The sequence below is a fragment of the Pseudomonas sp. MWU16-30322 genome (genome assembly GCF_020515535.1).
In the GTDB taxonomy this organism is placed as follows: Bacteria; Pseudomonadota; Gammaproteobacteria; order Pseudomonadales; family Pseudomonadaceae; genus Aquipseudomonas; species Aquipseudomonas fluorescens_H.
The window spans coordinates 388,084-408,184 of the sequence record NZ_JAIWYL010000006.1 but is presented as its reverse complement, the minus strand read 5'-3'; the positions used below and the strand labels follow the sequence as shown (position 1 = coordinate 408,184).

Annotated in this window: 19 protein-coding genes and 1 pseudogene; 12 read left to right on the top strand and 8 right to left on the bottom strand. The window is 61.3% G+C overall.

Annotation, left to right across the window (positions count from 1 at the left end; genetic code table 11):
- Positions 1 to 12: 12 nt before the first annotated feature.
- Both LCH64_RS28375 and LCH64_RS15260 read left to right on the top strand, forming a co-directional pair.
- Positions 13 to 102: pseudogene (locus tag LCH64_RS28375) on the top strand (metal ABC transporter ATP-binding protein); the annotation flags it as partial.
- Positions 103 to 183: 81 nt separating this feature from the next.
- Positions 184 to 933, top strand: a complete 750-nt coding sequence (locus LCH64_RS15260) for a FadR/GntR family transcriptional regulator (RefSeq protein ID WP_041072876.1) — start codon at positions 184 to 186, stop codon at positions 931 to 933.
- Positions 934 to 1,078: 145 nt separating this feature from the next.
- On the opposite strand, the gene LCH64_RS15255 is transcribed toward LCH64_RS15260, so the two are convergent.
- Entirely contained in the window at positions 1,079 to 1,267 is a 189-nt protein-coding gene (locus LCH64_RS15255; RefSeq protein WP_226500653.1) for a hypothetical protein, read from the bottom strand.
- Between the two features lie 11 nt (positions 1,268 to 1,278).
- Complete coding sequence (locus LCH64_RS15250; RefSeq protein ID WP_226500652.1) at positions 1,279 to 2,583, bottom strand: phospholipase; 1,305 nt, start codon at positions 2,581 to 2,583, stop codon at positions 1,279 to 1,281.
- A 237-nt stretch (positions 2,584 to 2,820) separates the two neighbouring features.
- On the opposite strand from LCH64_RS15250, the gene kdgD reads away from it, so the two are divergent.
- The 5 genes from kdgD (at position 2,821) to LCH64_RS15225 (ending at position 9,526) form a co-directional block, all read left to right on the top strand.
- Positions 2,821 to 3,732, top strand: coding sequence for a 5-dehydro-4-deoxyglucarate dehydratase (gene kdgD, locus LCH64_RS15245; protein ID WP_003221638.1), 912 nt, complete (start codon positions 2,821 to 2,823; stop codon positions 3,730 to 3,732).
- A gap of 60 nt (positions 3,733 to 3,792) precedes the next feature.
- Entirely contained in the window at positions 3,793 to 5,238 is a 1,446-nt protein-coding gene (locus LCH64_RS15240; RefSeq protein WP_226500651.1) for an aldehyde dehydrogenase family protein, read from the top strand.
- Positions 5,239 to 5,420: 182 nt separating this feature from the next.
- On the top strand, positions 5,421 to 6,785 hold the full coding sequence (locus LCH64_RS15235; protein ID WP_003221643.1) for an MFS transporter: 1,365 nt from the start codon (positions 5,421 to 5,423) through the stop codon (positions 6,783 to 6,785).
- 11 nt (positions 6,786 to 6,796) lie between these two features.
- Positions 6,797 to 8,350 carry a galactarate dehydratase gene (garD, locus tag LCH64_RS15230; protein ID WP_226500650.1) on the top strand — a complete coding sequence of 518 codons (1,554 nt, stop codon included), beginning with the start codon at positions 6,797 to 6,799 and terminating at the stop codon, positions 8,348 to 8,350.
- 234 nt (positions 8,351 to 8,584) lie between these two features.
- Entirely contained in the window at positions 8,585 to 9,526 is a 942-nt protein-coding gene (locus LCH64_RS15225; protein ID WP_226500649.1) for an AEC family transporter, read from the top strand.
- A gap of 135 nt (positions 9,527 to 9,661) precedes the next feature.
- Here the strand turns inward: LCH64_RS15225 and LCH64_RS15220 are convergent, their stop codons facing one another.
- From LCH64_RS15220 to gatC, 6 genes are all read right to left on the bottom strand, one after another.
- Complete coding sequence (locus tag LCH64_RS15220; protein WP_003221648.1) at positions 9,662 to 10,042, bottom strand: carboxymuconolactone decarboxylase family protein; 381 nt, start codon at positions 10,040 to 10,042, stop codon at positions 9,662 to 9,664.
- Positions 10,039 to 11,100 (bottom strand): calcium/sodium antiporter, encoded by a 1,062-nt coding sequence (locus LCH64_RS15215; RefSeq protein ID WP_226500648.1) that lies wholly within the window; start codon positions 11,098 to 11,100, stop codon positions 10,039 to 10,041. The genes LCH64_RS15220 and LCH64_RS15215 overlap by 4 nt, the downstream gene beginning before the upstream one ends.
- A 46-nt stretch (positions 11,101 to 11,146) precedes the next feature.
- Positions 11,147 to 11,521: a septal ring lytic transglycosylase RlpA family protein gene (locus tag LCH64_RS15210; protein WP_003221651.1), complete on the bottom strand. Its 375-nt coding sequence runs from the start codon at positions 11,519 to 11,521 to the stop codon at positions 11,147 to 11,149.
- A gap of 192 nt (positions 11,522 to 11,713) precedes the next feature.
- Positions 11,714 to 13,159: an Asp-tRNA(Asn)/Glu-tRNA(Gln) amidotransferase subunit GatB gene (gene gatB, locus LCH64_RS15205; RefSeq protein WP_003221653.1), complete on the bottom strand. Its 1,446-nt coding sequence runs from the start codon at positions 13,157 to 13,159 to the stop codon at positions 11,714 to 11,716.
- 10 nt (positions 13,160 to 13,169) lie between these two features.
- Positions 13,170 to 14,621, bottom strand: coding sequence for an Asp-tRNA(Asn)/Glu-tRNA(Gln) amidotransferase subunit GatA (gene gatA, locus LCH64_RS15200; RefSeq protein WP_003221655.1), 1,452 nt, complete (start codon positions 14,619 to 14,621; stop codon positions 13,170 to 13,172).
- A gap of 16 nt (positions 14,622 to 14,637) precedes the next feature.
- Complete coding sequence (gatC, locus tag LCH64_RS15195; protein ID WP_003221657.1) at positions 14,638 to 14,925, bottom strand: Asp-tRNA(Asn)/Glu-tRNA(Gln) amidotransferase subunit GatC; 288 nt, start codon at positions 14,923 to 14,925, stop codon at positions 14,638 to 14,640.
- Between the two features lie 211 nt (positions 14,926 to 15,136).
- Here gatC and mreB point away from each other — a divergent pair, with 211 nt between their 5' ends.
- From mreB to rng, 5 genes are all read left to right on the top strand, one after another.
- Entirely contained in the window at positions 15,137 to 16,174 is a 1,038-nt protein-coding gene (gene mreB, locus LCH64_RS15190) for a rod shape-determining protein MreB (protein WP_002555108.1), read from the top strand.
- A gap of 141 nt (positions 16,175 to 16,315) precedes the next feature.
- A complete protein-coding gene (gene mreC / locus LCH64_RS15185; RefSeq protein WP_080593219.1) occupies positions 16,316 to 17,440 on the top strand; it encodes a rod shape-determining protein MreC in 1,125 nt (374 codons plus the stop codon).
- Positions 17,440 to 17,931: a rod shape-determining protein MreD gene (mreD, locus tag LCH64_RS15180; RefSeq protein ID WP_003221660.1), complete on the top strand. Its 492-nt coding sequence runs from the start codon at positions 17,440 to 17,442 to the stop codon at positions 17,929 to 17,931. Before mreC ends, mreD begins: the two co-directional genes overlap by 1 nt.
- Positions 17,932 to 17,975: 44 nt before the next feature.
- Positions 17,976 to 18,572, top strand: a complete 597-nt coding sequence (locus LCH64_RS15175) for a Maf family protein (RefSeq protein WP_226500647.1) — start codon at positions 17,976 to 17,978, stop codon at positions 18,570 to 18,572.
- Between the two features lie 58 nt (positions 18,573 to 18,630).
- Complete coding sequence (gene rng / locus LCH64_RS15170; protein WP_226500646.1) at positions 18,631 to 20,088, top strand: ribonuclease G; 1,458 nt, start codon at positions 18,631 to 18,633, stop codon at positions 20,086 to 20,088.
- Positions 20,089 to 20,101 lie beyond the last annotated feature (13 nt).

Here is a 20,101-nt window from a genome sequence, read left to right as displayed (position 1 = left end):
CACCATTACCCTGTGGGAGCGGGCTTGCTCGCGAAGGCGTCCATTCAGTCGACAAATCGGTTGCCTGACACACCGCCTTCGCGAGCAAGCCCGCTCCCACAGGGGTTACGCGTGATAAGTGATCGTACAACCCGCCTGCGCTATGATGCCCACCAAGCCGAATTTCGAGACAAGACGTAGACCATGGAAAACCCGATCGACACCCCACGCCTCCCGCGCAAGCGCCGCAGCCTCGCCCAGGAGCTGGTGACGGTGCTGACCGAGCAGATCCGCGACGGTCTGCTCAAGCGCGGCGACAAGCTGCCCACCGAGTCGGCGATCATGCAGGAACATGGCGTCAGCCGCACCGTGGTGCGTGAGGCGATTTCCCGCTTGCAGGCCGCCGGCCAGGTGGAAACCCGCCATGGCATCGGCACCTTTGTGCTGGACACCCCGAGCCCGAGCGGTTTTCGCATCGACCCGGCGACGGTTGTCACGTTGCGTGATGTGCTGGCGATTCTCGAATTGCGCATCAGCCTGGAAGTGGAGTCCGCCGGCCTCGCCGCGCAACGCCGCAGCCCGGAGCAACTGGCGACCATGCGCGCGGCCCTCGATGCGCTGAACGACAGCGTGGCCCACGCCAGCGATGCGGTGGCCTCGGACTTCGCTTTCCATCTGGAAATCGCGCTGTCCACCGGAAACCGCTATTTCACCGACATCATGACCCACCTGGGCACCAGCATCATTCCGCGTACGCGGCTGAATTCGGCGCGCCTGGCCCATGACGATCAGCAGCACTACATGAACCGCCTGAGCCGGGAACACGAGGAAATCTACGAAGCGATTGCCCGCCAGGATGCCGATGCGGCGCGGGCGGCGATGCGTCTGCATTTGACCAACAGCCGTGAGCGGTTGCGTCAGGCGCATGAAGAGGCGCAGGCGCAGCGGGGATGAGTTTGCAGGTTTGATTCATGTGTTGACTGATCTACCGCTTTCGCGAGCAAGCCCGCTCCCACCCTGGATTTTCGGTAAGCCCGGATTTTGAGTTCAGCCGAGATCCATTGTGGGAGCGGGCTTGTTCGCGAAGAGGCCTGTGAATTCAGCGCGGCAATATCGAACGATCCACCCTCACCGCCAGTTTCGCTTTACCCGGCTTGGCAGCAAACGCCACTTCGCCTGATTGATCCACAACCCCCCGCGCAATCGGCTTGCCATCGGCCAGCAACTCCAGCGGCGCGCCTTTAAGCGACTGCCCCGACGCCAGTTCCAGCTTCAATTTGATCGTCATGCCCATTCTCCTTAATTGACGTTGCCGCTCGGGTGATAGTCCTTGAGCAGCAGGTAGGTGCTCCAGCCCCACCAGTTGTCGACGGTGGCGGTGTCGTTGAGGTTGTTCACATCTTTGCGGCGCAAGACTTTGCCGCCCTCGACGCGGAACAGCGGCGCGAAGTTATTGGAAATATTCAGCACCGCCGTCAGGTCGGGCACGCGTTGCAGTGCGGCGAATGTGGACGGGGCGGGCAGCGTGCCGCTCAAGTAAGCGGCAAACACCTCATCCGCCGAGGCCTGCACCGCCAGATTGACCTGGGTGCGGTTATCCGCGTCGCTGGCTTCGAAGTAGCGCTTGTCGCCGTACGCGCGCCATTGATCGCCATGGGCGTTGCGCACCTTGAGGCCGAATTTGCTGTCCTCGTCGTGCATGAAGCGGGTGATCAGTGAACCCAGATCGCTCGGGGTCACCACCGCGGCAAGCTCCTTGCGCGGTACTCGCAAGTGGCCGGAAGAGAACAGGTCGGTGAGGAAGTGGTCGGCAAACGCGTTCATCGCGTAGGCGCGCTCCAGTAGCTGTTTATCCTGACTGGCGCGGGCGGCGATGGCGGTTTGCAGGGCGGCGGTGTGACCGGCGATATAAGCCAGTCTTGCCCATTCGCCGAAGTGGTCGGCGTTGTTCGCCGCCAGTTTCAGATAACGCCCGAGCGGGATCAGCGCGGAGACGAAACTGCCGCCACCGGTGATCTTGTTCCACTCTTCGGACAACGTATCTCCCAGTGCGTCGTAGGCTTCGTGCGCCGGTTTACCGTCCTGGATCGCTTGTTTAACCGCGTCGATCTCTTTTTGCATGACCGCGAGAATCTGCGTGGCCTCGGCGCGCGAGGCCGGCAGTACTGCGAGGGAGTCGAAGGCGGCATTGAACCGGTTCAGGCGATCGGCCGGGGTCGCACCTTCGTTGATCGGTCGATCAACCACGCCGTAGAAATCACCGCCCAGCGCCAGCACCTGACCGTAGGTCAGCGCGAGGCCGTTGGGCAGGTGCAAGGGCACGTTTTGCGCGCGGATCGGTTCAGCGTTTTCAGCAAGGCGCAGCAGGGTGTTGTCGCCGATGGCCGTGTGTTCGCCACCTTCGAAGCGCAGTTTGGGCTTGCCTTTGAGGGGGTTGCCGGGCAGGGCGCTTAGCGGTTCGACATCGCTGTGGGCGTCGGCGATGTGCAACACCAGATGCGGATTATCGGCGCTGAAGTGGATGCCGTTTTCCGTGAAAAGATCATCGAAACGAGCGATCAGCGGTTTGGGTCTTTCCTGTGGATTTGGGTGCGGTTCGGACATTTCTTGCTCCTTGATATGCCGTCGGTGGATTTATTTTTAACTGTATGGATATACAGTCTAATCGAGCCTAGACCAGATTTTTCCTACGTCAAGAAGGGATCTTGTCCGACAAAAAGCGTGGAGCAACGACGAAATGCAGTTGACGGTTATCTTTTAGGTTGTACGATGACCTACAACTTCAGCGCTGGCTGAATCATAAAACTCACAAAAAATGTTGCTACCCAGGGTGTTCGAAAAATGAATCCACAAGAACTGAAGTCCATCCTCTCCGCCGGTCTGTTGTCGTTCCCGGTCACCGATTTCAACGCCCAGGGCGATTTCAACCGCGCCAGCTATATCAAGCGTCTGGAATGGCTGGCCCCGTATGGCGCTTCGGCACTGTTCGCCGCCGGTGGCACCGGTGAGTTCTTCTCCCTGGCAGCCAGCGAATACTCGGAAATCATCAAGACCGCGGTCGATACCTGCGCCACCAGCGTGCCGATTCTGGCCGGTGTCGGCGGTTCGACCCGCCAGGCCATCGAGTACGCCCAGGAAGCCGAGCGTCTGGGCGCCAAAGGCCTGTTGCTGCTGCCGCACTACCTGACCGAAGCCAGCCAGGACGGCGTTGCCGCCCACGTTGAAGCGGTGTGCAAATCGGTGAACATCGGTGTGGTGGTCTACAACCGCAACGTCTGCCGCCTGACCGCACCACTGCTGGAACGTCTGGCCGAGCGCTGCCCGAACCTGATCGGCTACAAGGACGGTCTGGGCGATATCGAGCTGATGGTGTCGATCCGTCGTCGCCTCGGCGATCGCTTCAGCTACCTCGGCGGCCTGCCGACCGCTGAAGTCTACGCCGCCGCCTACAAGGCGCTGGGCGTGCCGGTTTACTCCTCGGCGGTGTTCAACTTCATCCCGAAAACCGCGATGGACTTCTACCACGCGATTGCCCGCGATGATCACGCCACCGTCGGCAAGATCATCGACGACTTCTTCCTGCCGTACCTCGACATCCGCAACCGCAAAGCCGGTTACGCCGTGAGCATTGTCAAGGCCGGGGCCAAGATTGCCGGCTATGACGCAGGCCCGGTGCGGGCGCCGCTGACCGACCTGACCGGCGAAGAGTTCGAAATGCTCGCCGCGCTGATCGACAAGCAAGGCGCGCAATAAACACCGACCCACAAGGCCGCTGAGCAATCAGCGGCTTTTGCGTAGAGAGGAGAATTTTCTGTGGCTGATTCCAAGCGTTACGACAACTACATCAACGGTGAATGGGTCGCCGGTGCCGATTACTCGGCGAACATCAATCCGTCCGAGTTGAGCGACACCATCGGCGACTACGCCAAGGCTGACCTGACTCAGGTTCACGCCGCCATCGATGCGGCCCGCGCCGCGTTCCCGGCGTGGTCGACGTCCGGTATTCAGGCCCGTCACGATGCGCTGGATAAAGTCGGCACGGAAATCCTCGCCCGTCGCGAAGAACTCGGCACCCTGCTGGCCCGGGAGGAGGGCAAGACCCTGCCCGAAGCCATCGGCGAAGTGACCCGCGCCGGCAACATCTTCAAGTTCTTCGCTGGTGAATGTCTGCGGCTGTCCGGCGACTACGTGCCGTCGGTGCGCCCGGGCGTCAACGTCGAAGTGACCCGCGAAGGCCTCGGCGTGGTCGGCCTGATCACCCCGTGGAACTTCCCGATTGCCATCCCGGCATGGAAGATCGCCCCGGCCCTGGCCTACGGCAACTGCGTGGTCTTGAAACCGGCGGACCTGGTGCCGGGCTGCGCCTGGGCGCTGGCGGAAATCATCTCCCGCGCAGGCTTCCCCGCCGGCGTGTTCAACCTGGTGATGGGCAGCGGCCGGGTAGTCGGCGAAGCGCTGGTCAACAGCCCGAAAGTCGATGGCATCAGCTTCACCGGTTCGGTCGGCGTGGGTCGGCAGATCGCGGTCAGTTGCGTGTCGCGCCAGGCCAAGGTGCAGCTGGAAATGGGTGGCAAGAACCCGCAGATCATTCTCGACGACGCTGACCTCAAACAAGCGGTCGAGCTGTCGGTGCAGAGCGCGTTCTACTCCACCGGCCAGCGTTGCACGGCGTCGAGCCGCTTGATCGTCACCGCCGGGATTCACGACAAATTCGTCGAGGCGATGGCCGAACGCATGAAGTCGATCAAGGTCGGCCACGCGCTGAAATCAGGCACCGACATCGGTCCGGTGGTGTCGCAGGCGCAGCTGGAACAGGACATGAAGTACATCGACATCGGCCAGAGCGAAGGTGCACGTCTGGTCAGCGGTGGTGGTCTGGTGACCTGCGACACCGAAGGCTACTTCCTCGCGCCGACGCTGTTTGCCGACAGCGAAGCGTCGATGCGCATCAGCCGTGAAGAGATCTTCGGCCCGGTGGCCAACATCGTTCGCGTGGCCGATTACGAGGCGGCGCTGGCGATGGCCAACGACACCGAGTTCGGCTTGTCCGCCGGTATCGCCACCACGTCGCTGAAGTACGCCAACCACTTCAAGCGTCATTCGCAGGCCGGGATGGTCATGGTCAACCTGCCGACCGCCGGTGTCGATTACCACGTTCCGTTCGGTGGCCGTAAGGGTTCATCCTATGGCTCACGTGAGCAAGGCCGCTATGCACAAGAGTTCTACACGGTCGTGAAGACCAGCTACATCGGCTCCTGAAGGAACATGCGGTGTCGACCCTGACACCGCACCCCTGTAGGAGCTGCCGAAGGCTGCGATCTTTTGATCCTGATCTTCAAAGCAAGATCAAAAGATCGCAGCCTGCGGCAGCTCCTACAGGGAATACATGCAGCACAACAGATTCACCCGCGCATAAAAATAATCAGTGGGAGTACATCTACATGCAACCGTCCAAGCCGACTCACGTCCGCTATTTGATCCTGCTCATGTTGTTCCTGGTGACCACGATCAACTACGCCGACCGCGCCACTATCGCCATCGCCGGTTCCAGCCTGCAAAAAGACCTCGGCATCGACGCGGTCACTCTCGGTTATATCTTCTCCGCCTTCGGTTGGGCCTACGTGGCCGGGCAGATCCCCGGTGGCTGGCTGCTCGATCGCTTCGGCTCGAAAAAAGTCTATGCCCTGAGCATCTTCTGCTGGTCGCTGTTCACCGTGCTGCAGGGCTTTGTCGGTGAGTTCGGCATGTCCACGGCGATTGTTGCGCTGTTCATGCTGCGCTTTCTGGTGGGCCTGGCCGAAGCGCCGTCGTTCCCCGGCAACGCTCGAATTGTCGCTGCGTGGTTCCCGACTGCTGAACGTGGCACCGCTTCGGCGATTTTCAACTCGGCGCAATACTTCGCCACGGTGCTGTTCGCGCCGCTGATGGGCTGGATTGTCTATACCTTTGGCTGGGAACACGTGTTCATCGTCATGGGCGGTTTCGGCATTGTCTTCTCGCTGATCTGGCTCAAGGTTATCCACAGCCCGCGCCAGCACCCGATGGCCAACGACGCCGAAGTGCAGTTCATCGCCGACAACGGCGGCATGGTCGACATGGATCAGAAGCAAGGCAAAAAGTCGGACGGGCCGAAGTGGGATTACATTCGCCAGTTGCTGACCAACCGCATGATGCTCGGCGTTTACCTGGGCCAGTACTGCATCAACGGCATCACTTATTTCTTCCTGACCTGGTTCCCGGTGTACCTGGTGCAGGAGCGCGGCATGACCATTCTCAAGGCGGGTTTCATCGCCTCGTTGCCGGCGATCTGCGGCTTCATCGGCGGCGTACTCGGCGGGGTGATTTCCGATTACCTGCTGCGCAAAGGGCATTCGCTGACCTTCGCCCGCAAGGCACCGATCATCGGCGGTCTGCTGGTGTCGAGCAGCATCGTCGCCTGCAATTACGTGGACATCGAATGGATGGTGGTCGGCTTCATGGCCCTGGCGTTCTTCGGCAAAGGCGTGGGTGCGCTGGGCTGGGCAGTGGTTTCCGACACTTCGCCGAAACAGATCGCCGGTCTCAGTGGTGGCTTGTTCAACATGTTCGGCAACATCGCATCGATCACCACACCGATCGTGATTGGCTACATCATCAGCTCCACCGGTTCGTTCAAGTGGGCACTGGTGTTCGTTGGCGCCAACGCACTGGTCGCGGTGTTCAGCTACCTGGTGATCGTCGGTCCGATCAAACGTGTGGTGCTCAAAGAGCCGCCAACCAACGGTGGTTCTGAAATCACCGGCAAATTGTCTCAAGCGCATTCCTGAGGAGCGGCGTCATGCAGTTGATTGAACATTCCGACTCGCCGCGCTACATCCGCCTGCACGAGCGGGACAACGTAGTGATTGTGGTCAACGACCAGGGCGTACCGGCCGGCACCGAATTCCCGGACGGTCTGGTGACCGTGGATTTTGTGCCGCAGAGCCACAAGGTCACCCTCGAAGACATTCCCGAGGGCGGTCAGGTGATTCGCTACGGTCAGACCATCGGCTACGCGTTGCAGCCGATTCCACGCGGCAGCTGGGTCAAGGAAGATCAACTGCGCATGCCGACCGCGCCGCCGCTGGACAGCCTGCCGCTGTCCACCGAAGTACCGGCCGCGCAGGCCCCGCTGGAAGGTTTCACCTTTGAGGGTTACCGCAACGCCGACGGCACCGTCGGTACGCGCAACATCCTCGGGATCACCACCACGGTGCAGTGCGTGACCGGTGTGCTCGATCACGCGGTGAAACGTATCAAGGACGAGTTGCTGCCGAAATACCCGCACGTCGATGACGTGGTGGCGCTGACCCACAGTTACGGTTGTGGCGTGGCGATCACTGCCACCGATGCGTACATCCCGATCCGCACCGTGCGCAATCTGGCGCGCAACCCGAACCTCGGCGGCGAAGCGTTGGTGATCAGTCTGGGCTGCGAGAAATTGCAGGCCGGACAGGTGATGCACGAGGACGATGCCTCGGTGGATCTCAGCGAGCCGTGGCTCTATCGCCTGCAGGATTCCAGCCACGGTTTTACCGAGATGATCGAGCAGATCATGGCGCTGGCTGAAGTCCGTCTGAAGAAGCTCGACCAGCGCCGCCGCGAAACCGTGCCGGCCTCGGAGCTGATCCTCGGCATGCAGTGTGGCGGCAGCGATGCGTTCTCCGGAATCACCGCCAACCCGGCGCTGGGTTATGCCTCGGACTTGCTGCTGCGCGCAGGAGCGACGGTGATGTTTTCCGAAGTCACCGAAGTGCGCGATGCGATCTATCTGCTGACCTCCCGTGCCGAGACCAAGACCGTGGCGCAGGAACTGGTGCGCGAGATGGACTGGTACGACCGCTATCTGGCCAAGGGCGAAGCGGATCGCAGCGCCAACACCACGCCGGGTAACAAGAAGGGCGGGTTGTCGAACATTGTCGAGAAGTCCCTGGGTTCGATCGTCAAATCCGGCAGCAGCGCGATCAACGGCGTGCTCGGCCCGGGCGAGCGTTTCAAGCACAAGGGCCTTATCTTCTGCGCAACACCGGCGAGTGATTTTGTCTGCGGCACCTTGCAGTTGGCAGCGGGGATGAACCTGCATGTGTTCACCACCGGGCGTGGCACGCCGTATGGCCTGGCGATGGCGCCGGTGGTCAAGGTCTCGACCCGGACCGAACTGGCGCAGCGCTGGCCGGATCTGATCGACATCGATGCCGGACGGATCGCCACCGGGCGCGCGACCATCGAGGAATTGGGCTGGGAGTTGTTCCACTACTACCTGGATGTGGCGAGCGGCAAGCAGCAGACCTGGGCGGAGAAGCACAAGCTGCATAACGACATCACCTTGTTCAATCCGGCGCCGATTACTTGACCCTGTGGCGAGGGAGCTTGCTCCCGCTGGACTGCAAAGCAGTCCCATCTTTTGGGGCCGCTTCGCGACCCAGCGGGAGCAAGCTCCCTCGCCACAGGTGTGACCGCTCCCACATTGGATCTGTGGTGTTTCTGTGGGAGCGAGCCTGCTCGCGAAGGCAATCTGACAGACGCCGGAGGACTCGCTGGCTTATCATTAGCCCCCTGACGACGCTCACCCAAAGGCTCCCCCGGCATGCTGGCAATTTTCCTCGACACTCTGAATATCACCGCGCCGGTGTTCGCCATGCTGTTCATCGGGGTGTTGCTCAAGCGTATCGAGTGGATCAACGACAACTTTATCCACACGGCCTCGGCGCTGGTGTTCAACGTGAGCATGCCGGCACTGCTGTTTCTCGGGATTCTGCATGCGGATCTGCACGCCGCGCTGCAACCGGCGCTGCTGATCTATTTTGCGCTCGCCACGCTGGCGAGTTTTGCCCTGGCCTGGGGCTGGGCGATCATCAAGTGCCCGCGTGAAGATCGCGGCATCTACACCCAGGGCGCGTTTCGCGGCAACAACGGGGTGATTGGTCTGGCGCTGGCGGCGAGCATGTACGGCGACTATGGGATTTCCCTCGGGGCGATTCTCGCGGCGCTGGTGATCCTGTTCTACAACACGCTGTCGACCATCGTGCTCGCGGTGTACAGCCCGGTGATCAAGTCCGATCCGTGGAGCATCTGCAAAAGCGTGTTCAGCAATCCGTTGATCATCAGCGTGATCGCGGCGGCACCGTTTGCCTGGTTCAAGCTCAGCCTGCCGGGCTGGCTGGAAACTTCCGGGCAGTATCTGGCACAAACCACCTTGCCGCTGGCGCTGATCTGCATTGGCGGCACGTTGTCACTGGCGGCGCTGCGCAAGAGCGGCAGCATGGCGCTGAGTTCGAGCCTGGTGAAGATGATCGGCCTGCCGCTGCTGGCGACGCTCGGCGCATGGCTGTGGGGTTTTCGGGGGGCGGAACTGGGGATTCTGTTTCTGTACTTCGGCAGCCCGACGGCGGCAGCCAGTTTCGTCATGGCCCGGGCGGCGCAGGGCAATCATGAGCTGGCGGCGGCGATCATTGTCATGACCACGCTGATGGCGGCGGTGACCACCAATATCGGGATCTTTCTGTTGCAGTGGGGTGGGTGGATCTAGCCTGAGACTCGGGTTGCTCCTGCGGGCCTCTTCGCGAGCAAGCCCGCTCCCACAGGTTTTTGTGTTGTTAATCAGATTTCAACAACACCAAAGAACCCTGTGGGAGCGGGCTTGCTCGCGAAGGCGTGAGTCCTTTCACTCAGGTTTCTGGTAACTGTCGATCACTTCCTGCGCCGCCCGAAACGCATCAATCGCCGCCGGCACCCCGGCGTACACCGCGCAATGCAGCAACGCTTCACGAATCTCCTCGACCGTGCAGCCATTGTTCAGCGCACCCCGCACGTGGCCCTTCAATTCCTGCGGACACTTCAACGCGGTCAGCGCGGCGAGGGTGATCAGGCTGCGGGTTTTCAGTGGCAGACCTTCGCGATTCCACACGCCGCCCCAGGCGTGCTCATTGACGAAATCCTGCAACGGCTGAGTGAATTCGGTGGCGTTGCCCAGCGCGCGATCAACGAACGCATCGCCCATTACCTGACGGCGGATTTCAACCCCGGTTTTCTGCGAATCGGTCATGGCACATCCCTCTTGTGGTGTTGGCGGCGCCAGGCGCGTACGGACGTGAACAACAGGAACGCCAGCAGCGTCGGCAGCACGTAAAACAGCATCAGCTTTTCCAGTTTGCCGGCCAGCGGCATGCCGGTGGTGAACGACACCACGTGCAGCCCGTAAGCCAGGTACAAACCGAGCAGCAACAAACCTTCGGCGCGGGTCACGCGATAGCCGGAATAGAACACCGGCAGGCACAGCGCGGCGACGCCGAGCATCACCGGCAAGTCGAAATCCAGCGCGTTGGGCGAGACCGACAACGGCGTCGGCGCGATCAACGCAGTGATACCGAGCACTCCCAGCAGGTTGAACAGGTTGGCGCCGATCACGTTGCCCACGGCGATATCGCGTTGCCCGCGCAGTGCCGCGATCAGTGAGGTGGCGAGTTCCGGCAGCGAGGTGCCGACCGCGACCACAGTCAGGCCGATCACCCGCTCGGAGAAGCCCAGATCGGTCGCCACCGCCACCGCGGCGCCGAGCAGCAAATGCCCGGCGAACACCAGCAGCGCCAGCCCGACAGCGATCATCAGCAGACTGCTGAACCACGGCGCCTTCGGGGTTTGCGGCAATTCCGAATGCGGGCGCGCCGAGTGCCGCGACTGGCGCAGCAGCAAGCCCAGATACAACGCCAGCACGGCGAGCAGCAGCACGCCGTCGAAGCGGCTGATCTGTTCATTCCAGGCGAGGACGAACACCAGCAGACTGGCGCCGATCATCAGCGGAATATCCAGACGCACCAGTTGTCGCGAAACCCGCAACGGAATGATCAGTGCCGACAGGCCGAGGGTCACGAGGATGTTGAAGATGCTGCTGCCGATCACGCTGCCGACGGCGATGTCGGGGTTGTGCGCGAGGGTCGCTTGCAGGCTGACTGCCATCTGCGGGGCACTGCTGCCGAGGGCGACGATGGTCAGGCCGATGATCAGTGGTCGCACATGCAAGCGTGCGGCGAGACGCACGGCGGCGCGCACCATCAGTTCGGCGCCGAGGATCAGCAGTAGCAGGCCACTGAGCAGTTCGATCACGTTGATCAGCGGTAAATCGGCTAGCGCGAAAATGGCGGGTGCTCCATCAGTCGTCGAGGGCCTGCACGCGAACCCGTGCCGTACCGCTGCCGAGCATACCGAGTTGTTCGGCGGCTTCGCGTGAAACATCAATCAGACGGCCACGGGTATGCGGTCCGCGGTCGTTGATGCGCACCACGCAGGATTTGTCATTTTTCAGGTTGGTGACCTTCACCCGCGTACCGAATGGCAGTTGGCGATGGGCGGCGGTCAGGGAATGCTGGTTGAACGCTTCGCCGCTGGCGGTGCGTTTGCCGTGGTGTTGGGCGCCGTAGTAGGAGGCGACCCCGGTCTGGTCGTAACCGTGCGGGTCGATGATGTCGTTGCTGGCGCAACCGGCGAGCAAGGAGAGCAGGGCGCAGGCGCCGAGCAGGCGTTTCATTCGAAAGCTCCCAAAATAATTGTGGCGAGGGAGCTTGCTCCCGCTCGGCCGCGAAGCGGTCGCAAAACCGGCAACCGCATTCTTTCTGGAAGAGTGCGGTTGCCGACTTGGGTCTGCTGCGCAGACCAGCGGGAGCAAGCTCCCTCGCCACAGGGGATCAGAGCCAGTAACAAATGCTGGCTCCATTTGTGGTCAGCCTTCGAGCTTGCTTTTCAGCAGTTCGTTCACTTGCTGCGGGTTGGCCTTGCCTTTCGAAGCCTTCATGGCCTGACCGACGAAGAAGCCGAACATCTTGCCGCGTTTGGCTTCGTCTGCCGCGCGGTATTGCTCGACCTGCTCGGCGTTGGCCGCGAGCATTTCGTCCAGCACCGCCGAGATGGCGCCGGTGTCGGTCACTTGCTTGAGACCGCGCTTGTCGATGATCTCGTCCGCCGTGCCTTCGCCGTTGGCCATCGCTTCGAACACCACTTTGGCGATCTTGCCGGAGATGGTGTTGTCCTTGATGCGCTGCAGCATGCCGCCCAGCAGCTCGGCGGACACTGGCGACTCGTCGATGTCCAGGCCTTGCTTGTTGAGCAGGCTGCCCAACTCGACCATCACCCAGTTCGCCGCCAGTTTGGCGTCGCCGCCGATGGCGGCGACTTTCTCGAAGTAGTCCGCTTGCTCACGGCTGGTGGCCAGCACGTTGGCGTCGTACGCCGACAGACCGAACTGGCTCTGGAAGCGCTCGCGTTTTTGCGGTGGCAGTTCCGGCAGGGTGGCACGCACCTCGCCGAGGAACGACTCTTCGATGACCACTGGCAGCAGGTCCGGGTCGGGGAAGTAACGGTAGTCGTTGGCTTCCTCTTTGGAGCGCATCGGACGGGTCTCGTCCTTGTTCGGATCGTACAGACGGGTCTGCTGGATCACTTTGCCGCCGTCTTCGATCAGCTCGATCTGCCGCTGGATCTCGGAGTTGATCGCCTTCTCGATGAAGCGGAACGAGTTGACGTTCTTGATCTCGCAGCGGGTGCCGAACTCGACCTGGCCTTTCGGACGTACCGACACGTTGCAGTCGCAACGCAGCGAACCTTCGGCCATGTTGCCGTCGCAGATGCCCAGGTAACGCACGAGCGCGTGGATCGCCTTGACGTAAGCCACGGCTTCCTTGGCACTGCGCATGTCAGGCTCGGAAACGATTTCCAGCAGCGGCGTGCCGGCACGGTTCAGATCGATGCCGGTGGCGCCGTTGAATTCTTCGTGCAGGCTCTTGCCGGCGTCTTCTTCCAGGTGCGCGCGGGTGATGCCGACACGTTTGACGGTGCCGTCTTCCAGCGCGATGTCCAGGTGGCCCTTGCCGACGATCGGCAATTCCATCTGGCTGATCTGGTAGCCCTTCGGCAGATCCGGGTAGAAGTAGTTTTTGCGGGCGAACACGTTGTGCTGACCGATCTCGGCGTCAATCGCCAGACCGAACATCACCGCCATGCGCACCGCTTCCTGGTTCAGCACCGGCAATACGCCGGGCATGCCCAGGTCGATCAGGCTGGCCTGGGTGTTCGGCTCGGAGCCGAACTGGGTAGAACTACCGGAAAAGATTTTCGACCGGGTAGTGAGCTGAGTGTGAATCTCCAGCCCGATCACGACTTCCCATTGCATGTGTGTCTCCTCAGAAGCCGGTTGGGGTGCGGGTGTGCCAGTCAGTGTTCAACTGATACTGGTGCGCAACATTGAGCAAACGGCCTTCCTGGAAATACGGCGCAAGCAACTGCACGCCAACCGGCAGACCGTCGACAAAACCGGCCGGCATCGACAGGCCCGGCAGGCCCGCGAGGTTGGCGGTGATGGTGTAGACGTCTTCCAGATAGGCAGCGACCGGGTCGCTGTTCTTGGCGCCGAGCTTCCAGGCCGGGTTCGGCGTGGTTGGGCCGAGGATGATGTCGACTTCATTAAAGGCAGCCATGAAGTCGTTCTTCACCAGGCGACGGATCTTCTGCGCTTTCAGGTAGTAGGCGTCGTAGTAACCGGCGGACAGCGCGTAGGCACCGACCATGATCCGGCGCTGCACTTCCGGCCCGAAGCCTTCGCCACGGGAGCGCTTGTACAGATCGATCAGGTTTTCCGGGTTCTCGCAGCGATGGCCGAAACGCACGCCGTCGAAACGCGACAGGTTCGAGGAGGCCTCGGCCGGGGCAATCACGTAGTACGCAGGAATCGCGTGCTGCATGTTCGGCAGGCTGATTTCCTTGATCACGGCACCGAGCTTCTGCAGCTCTTTGATGCTGTTCTGGATCAGGTCGGCGATGCGCGGGTCGAGACCGGCGCTGAAGTATTCCTTCGGCACGCCGATGCGCAGGCCCTGCAGCGAAGTGTTGAGGCTGGCGGAGTAATCCGGAACCGGCTCATCGATGCTGGTGGAGTCGTTCTGATCGAACCCGGCCATGCCTTGCAACAAAATTGCGCAGTCTTCGGCAGTGCGCGCCAACGGGCCGCCCTGATCGAGGCTGGAGGCGTAAGCGATCATGCCCCAGCGCGAAACACGACCGTAGGTCGGTTTCAGGCCGGTGAGGTTGGTGAATGCAGCTGGCTGACGAATCGAACCACCGGTGTCGGTGGCCGTGGCCGCCGGCAACAGACGAGCGGCAACTGCTGCAGCCGAACCACCGGACGAACCGCCCGGGACGTGTTCCAGGTTCCACGGGTTTTTCACCGCGCCGTACCAGCTCGACTCGTTGGCCGAACCCATGGCGAATTCGTCCATGTTGGTCTTGCCCAGAGTCACGGCACCGGCAGCGGCCAGTTTCGCGACCACGGTGGCATCGTACGGGGCCTTGAAGTTGTCGAGCATCTTCGAGCCGCAGCTGGTGCGGATGCCCTGGGTGCAGAACAGGTCCTTGTGAGCGATCGGCGCACCGAGCAGGGCGCCGCTCTCACCGTTGGCCCGGCGCGCGTCGGCGGCTTTCGCCTGCTCGAGTGCCAGCTCTTCGGTGAGGCTGATGAAACTGTTGAGCTGCGGATCGAGCTGGGTAATACGCGCCAGCAGGACTTTGGTCAGCTCTTCGGAGGAAAACTTTTTATCGGCGAGACCGCGGGCGATCTCGGCCAGAGTCATTTGATGCATTGCAGGCTCTTTCCCTTTAGTCGATGACTTTCGGAACCAGATACAGGCCGTTTTCGACCGCTGGTGCGATGGACTGATAGGCCTCGCGGTGATTGGTCTCGGTCACGACGTCGGCGCGCAGGCGCTGACTGGCTTCCAGCGGGTGGGCCAAAGGCTCGATACCGTCGGTATCGACGGCCTGCATTTCGTCGACCAGCCCGAGAATGCTGTTGAGGGCGGAAGTAATGTGCGGAAGATCGGCATCATTCAGGCCAAGGCAGGCCAGATGAGCGATTTTTTCCACGTCGGAGCGTTCTAGCGCCATCGGGATTCTCCAGTGGAAAACAGAACGGACGGCGTCCGTGTGTTAGATTGTCGGAACACTACCGCACTTCTACGGTCATAAGGCCGCGATTGTGGGGCTTGGTGCACAGAAACGCGGCCAATTTAACATATTGGCGCCTTGCCCAAAATCCCTGTCGTTGTTAGAGTTTGCCGCACTTTTTTACCCACGCGTTGCCTAGGGTCCCTTTCCCATGTTCAAGAAACTGCGTGGCATGTTTTCCAGCGATCTTTCCATTGACCTGGGCACTGCCAACACCCTTATTTACGTGCGCGAGCGCGGTATCGTCCTGAATGAGCCATCGGTTGTGGCCATTCGGACACACGGTAACCAGAAAAGTGTCGTTGCTGTCGGCACCGAAGCCAAGCGCATGCTCGGTCGTACGCCGGGCAACATTGCTGCCATTCGTCCGATGAAGGACGGCGTGATCGCCGACTTCAGCGTCTGCGAAAAGATGCTGCAATACTTTATCAACAAGGTTCACGAAAACAGCTTTCTGCAGCCCAGCCCTCGTGTGCTGATCTGCGTTCCATGCAAATCCACCCAGGTCGAGCGTCGTGCCATCCGTGAATCGGCCCTTGGTGCCGGTGCCCGTGAAGTGTTCCTGATCGAAGAGCCAATGGCTGCTGCGATCGGTGCCGGCCTGCCGGTTGAAGAAGCACGCGGTTCGATGGTCGTCGATATCGGTGGTGGTACCACTGAAATCGCGCTGATCTCCCTGAACGGTGTGGTCTATGCCGAATCCGTCCGCGTCGGCGGCGACCGCTTCGACGAAGCGATCATCACCTACGTGCGCCGCAACTACGGCAGCCTGATCGGTGAATCGACTGCAGAGCGCATCAAGCAGGAAATCGGTACGGCCTACCCGGGCGGCGAAGTGCGCGAAGTCGACGTTCGCGGTCGCAACCTGGCCGAAGGCGTTCCACGCGCATTCACCCTGAACTCCAACGAAGTGCTGGAAGCTCTGCAAGAGTCGCTGGCTACTATCGTTCAGGCGGTGAAAAGCGCGCTGGAGCAATCGCCGCCGGAACTGGCTTCCGACATCGCCGAGCGTGGCCTGGTGCTGACCGGTGGTGGCGCGCTGCTGCGTGACCTCGACAAGCTGCTGGCCCAGGAAACCGGTCTGCCGGTGATCGTTGCCGAAGATCCGCTGACCTGTGTTGCTCGCGGCGGTGGCCGTGCATTGGAAATGATGGACAAGCACACCATGGACCTGCTCTCCAGCGAATAAGCGCCGGGTTGCAATACGTGGGTGAGCGCACAGGCAGCACTTTGCAGTGCTGCCTGTTGGCGTTTATCTTCTGTCAGTCTTCATCCAGGCCGGTTTGATGCCGTATGAATAAACAGAACATTTGCCTGGGAGGAGCGGCTTATTAAACCGCTTTTCGCCAAAGGCCCTTCGTTGGGTGTGCGCCTGTTGGTGTTGGCCGTGCTGTCGGTCGCACTGATGGTGGTCGATGCCCGCTTCGACCTGCTCAAACCCGCGCGCAAACAAGCGTCGCTGGTGTTGATGGACGCCTACTGGATCACCGACCTGCCCGGACGGCTGTGGGAAGGGGTCGCCAGTCAGTTCGGCAGTCGCACCGAGCTTGTCGCCGAAAACGAAAAACTCAAGACCGAAAACCTGCTGTTGCAGGGCCGCATGCAAAAGCTTGCCGCCCTCACCGAGCAGAACGTGCGGCTGCGCGAGTTGCTCAATTCCTCTGCACTGGTCAACGAAAAGGTCGAAGTGGCCGAGTTGATCGGCATGGACCCCAATCCCTTCACCCATCGCATCATCATCAATAAAGGTGAGCGCGATGGCGTGGTGCTCGGTCAGCCGGTGCTCGATGCACGCGGTCTGATGGGCCAGGTGGTCGAGTTGATGCCGTACACCTCCCGTGTGCTGCTGCTGACCGACACCACTCACAGCATTCCTGTACAGGTGAACCGTAACGGTCTGCGGGCGATTGCCAGCGGTACCGGCAATCCGGAACGCCTGGAACTGCGGCACGTTGCCGACACCGCCGACATCAAGGAAGGCGACCTGCTGGTCAGCTCCGGCCTCGGTCAGCGCTTCCCGGCCGGTTATCCGGTGGCCACGGTCAAGGAAGTCATCCACGATTCAGGCCAGCCTTTCGCGATTGTCCGTGCGGTGCCAACCGCTGCGCTGAACCGCAGCCGTTATCTGCTGCTGGTGTTCAGCGACAACCGCACCGCCGAAGAGCGCGCCAACGATGCGGCGCAGGCCCAGGAAAATCTTGATGCGCAGGGCGGTGGCCCGGTGCTTCCGGCCACAGTGCCGAAAATCGTCAACAGCCCGGCTGCCGCTGCAGCAACAACCGCCCCCGCAGCACCTGCCGCCGCGGCCAGCACTACGCCGGCCAAACCGGTAGCGAGCAAACCGCCTGCGACCAAGCCTGCGGCAGCGAGTAAACCGCCGGCGTCCCAGCCTGCTGCGCGTCCGGCGGCGAAACCGCCGGTCACCGCGCCGGCCAATACCGGGAGACAAGAATAATGGTTGGGGCTACTGCTTCCCGTAACGGCTGGATGGTCTGGCTGACATTTCTCATCGGTCTGCTGCTCAGCGTGTCGCCGATGCCGCAATTCATGGAAATCCTGCGTCCGCTCTGGCTGGCGCTGCTGCTGGCATTCTGGGCGTTGGCCTTGCCGCAAACCGTGGGCATGGTCACGGCGTTTTGCCTGGGGTTGGCCGAAGACGTGCTGTACGGCACGCTGCTTGGCCAGAACGCCTTGATCCTGACCCTGATCACCTTCCTGGTGCTGTCCTTGCAACAACGCCTGCGGATGTTCCCGATGTGGCAGCAATGCCTGGTGATCCTGGTGATCTTCGGCCTCGCCCAGCTGGTTCAATTGTGGCTCAGTGCCCTGACCGGCAACCGCCAGCCAACTCTGGCGCTGGTGCTGCCAGCCTTGACCAGCGCCTTGCTCTGGCCTTGGGTCAGCTTTGCTTTGCGTGGATTGCGCCGCCGCTACAAAATCAACTGATTCGGTCAGGCATGTGCCCGCACCTCGACAAGGGAGATGTCTTGATGAAGCCGCTTTACCTCGCCTCTGGTTCGCCGCGTCGGCGTGAGTTGCTCACGCAGATCGGCGTGCCGTTCGCCGCCATCAGTGCGGACATCGATGAAACCCCGCTTCCCGAAGAATCGCCGTCGGCTTATGTCGAACGCCTCGCGCGTGGCAAGGCCGAGGCCGGTCGACGCATGCGGGTGTCCGACGCGGCGTTTTGCGTTCTGGGCGCGGACACCGCGGTGGTGCTCGACGGCAAAATTCTTGGCAAACCGGTGGACGAAGCCGACGCATGCGCCATGCTGATGATGTTGTCCGGCAAGGAGCATGAAGTGCTGACCGCCGTCGCGGTGCTGGAAGGCCAGCGTTGCGAGTCGCGAGTGGTGCGCAGTCTGGTGCGGTTCCGCCCGATCAGCCGTGAAGAAGCGGCGGCCTACTGGGCCAGCGGTGAACCTCGGGACAAGGCCGGCGGTTATGGCATTCAAGGCCTCGGCGCGGTGTTTGTCGCCGGGCTCAATGGCAGCTATTCGGCTGTGGTCGGGCTGCCGGTTTGCGAAACCGCAGAACTGTTGGGCCATTTCGGCATACCCTGTTGGCAAAACCTGAACGCGCAATGAGCGTCGTACGAATCAAGATGCGGCCATTATCGTGAACATGCCTGAACGAGACCCTGCCATGAGTGAAGAGATTCTGATCAACATCACGCCGATGGAATCGCGCGTGGCGGTGGTCGAAAACGGTGTGCTGCAAGAAGTCCACGTTGAGCGCACGCAAAAGCGCGGGATCGTCGGCAACATCTATAAAGGCAAGATTGTCCGGGTGCTGCCGGGCATGCAGGCGGCATTCGTCGATATCGGTCTGGATCGTGCGGCCTTCATTCACGCTTCGGAAATCTCCCTGCGCGAAGGCCCGGCGGTGGAAAGCATCAGTGCGCTGGTGCACGAAGGCCAGAGTCTGGTGGTGCAGGTGACCAAGGACCCGATCGGCTCGAAAGGTGCACGACTGACGACTCAGCTGTCGATTCCGTCGCGTTATCTGGTGTACATGCCGCGCACCGCCCACGTCGGTATTTCCCTGAAAATCGAAGACGAAGCCGAGCGCGAACGCCTCAAGCAGGTGGTCAGCGATTGTGTGGCCAAGGAAGGGATCAAGGAGGCCGGTGGCTTCATCCTGCGGACCGCCGCCGAGGGGGCCGGGGCCGATGAAATCCTCATGGACATTCGCTACCTGCGCCGTCTGTGGGATCAGATCAGCGAGCAGATCAAGACCATTGGCGCGCCGAGCGTGATCTACGAAGATCTCGGTCTGGCCCTGCGCACCCTGCGCGACCTGGTCAGCCCGAAGATCGAGAAGATCCGTATCGACTCCCGGGAAACCTTCCAGAAAACCACGCAGTTCGTCGCCGAACTGATGCCGGAAATCGCCGATCGTCTGGAACACTATCCGGGCGAGCGGCCGATTTTCGACCTGTATGGCGTCGAAGACGAAATCCAGAAAGCCCTCGAGCGCAAAGTGCCGCTCAAGTCCGGCGGTTATCTGGTGGTCGATCCGGCGGAAGCCATGACCACCATCGACGTCAACACCGGCGCGTTCGTTGGCCATCGCAATCTCGAAGAAACCATCTTCAAGACCAACCTCGAAGCGGCCACCGCGATTGCCCGGCAGATGCGCCTGCGCAATCTGGGCGGGATCATCATCATCGACTTCATCGACATGGAAGATGAAGAGCATCAGCGTCAGGTGCTGCGCACCCTGGAAAAACAGCTCGAACGTGATCACGCCAAGACCAACATCATCGGCATCACCGAGTTGGGCCTGGTGCAGATGACCCGCAAGCGCACCCGCGAAAGTCTTGAACAAGTGCTGTGCGAGCCATGCAGCAGTTGCCAGGGGCGTGGCAAGTTGAAGACTCCGGAAACCATCTGTTACGAGATTTTCCGCGAGATTCTGCGTGAAGCCCGGGCCTATCAGGCTGAGGGTTATCGGGTATTGGCGAACCAGAAAGTGGTGGATCGGCTGCTCGACGAAGAATCCGGTAACGTCGCCGAGCTTGAAGGGTTCATCGGCCGCACCATACGCTTTCAGGTCGAAACCATGTATTCCCAGGAACAATATGACGTGGTGCTGCTCTGAACCCCTGCAGCAC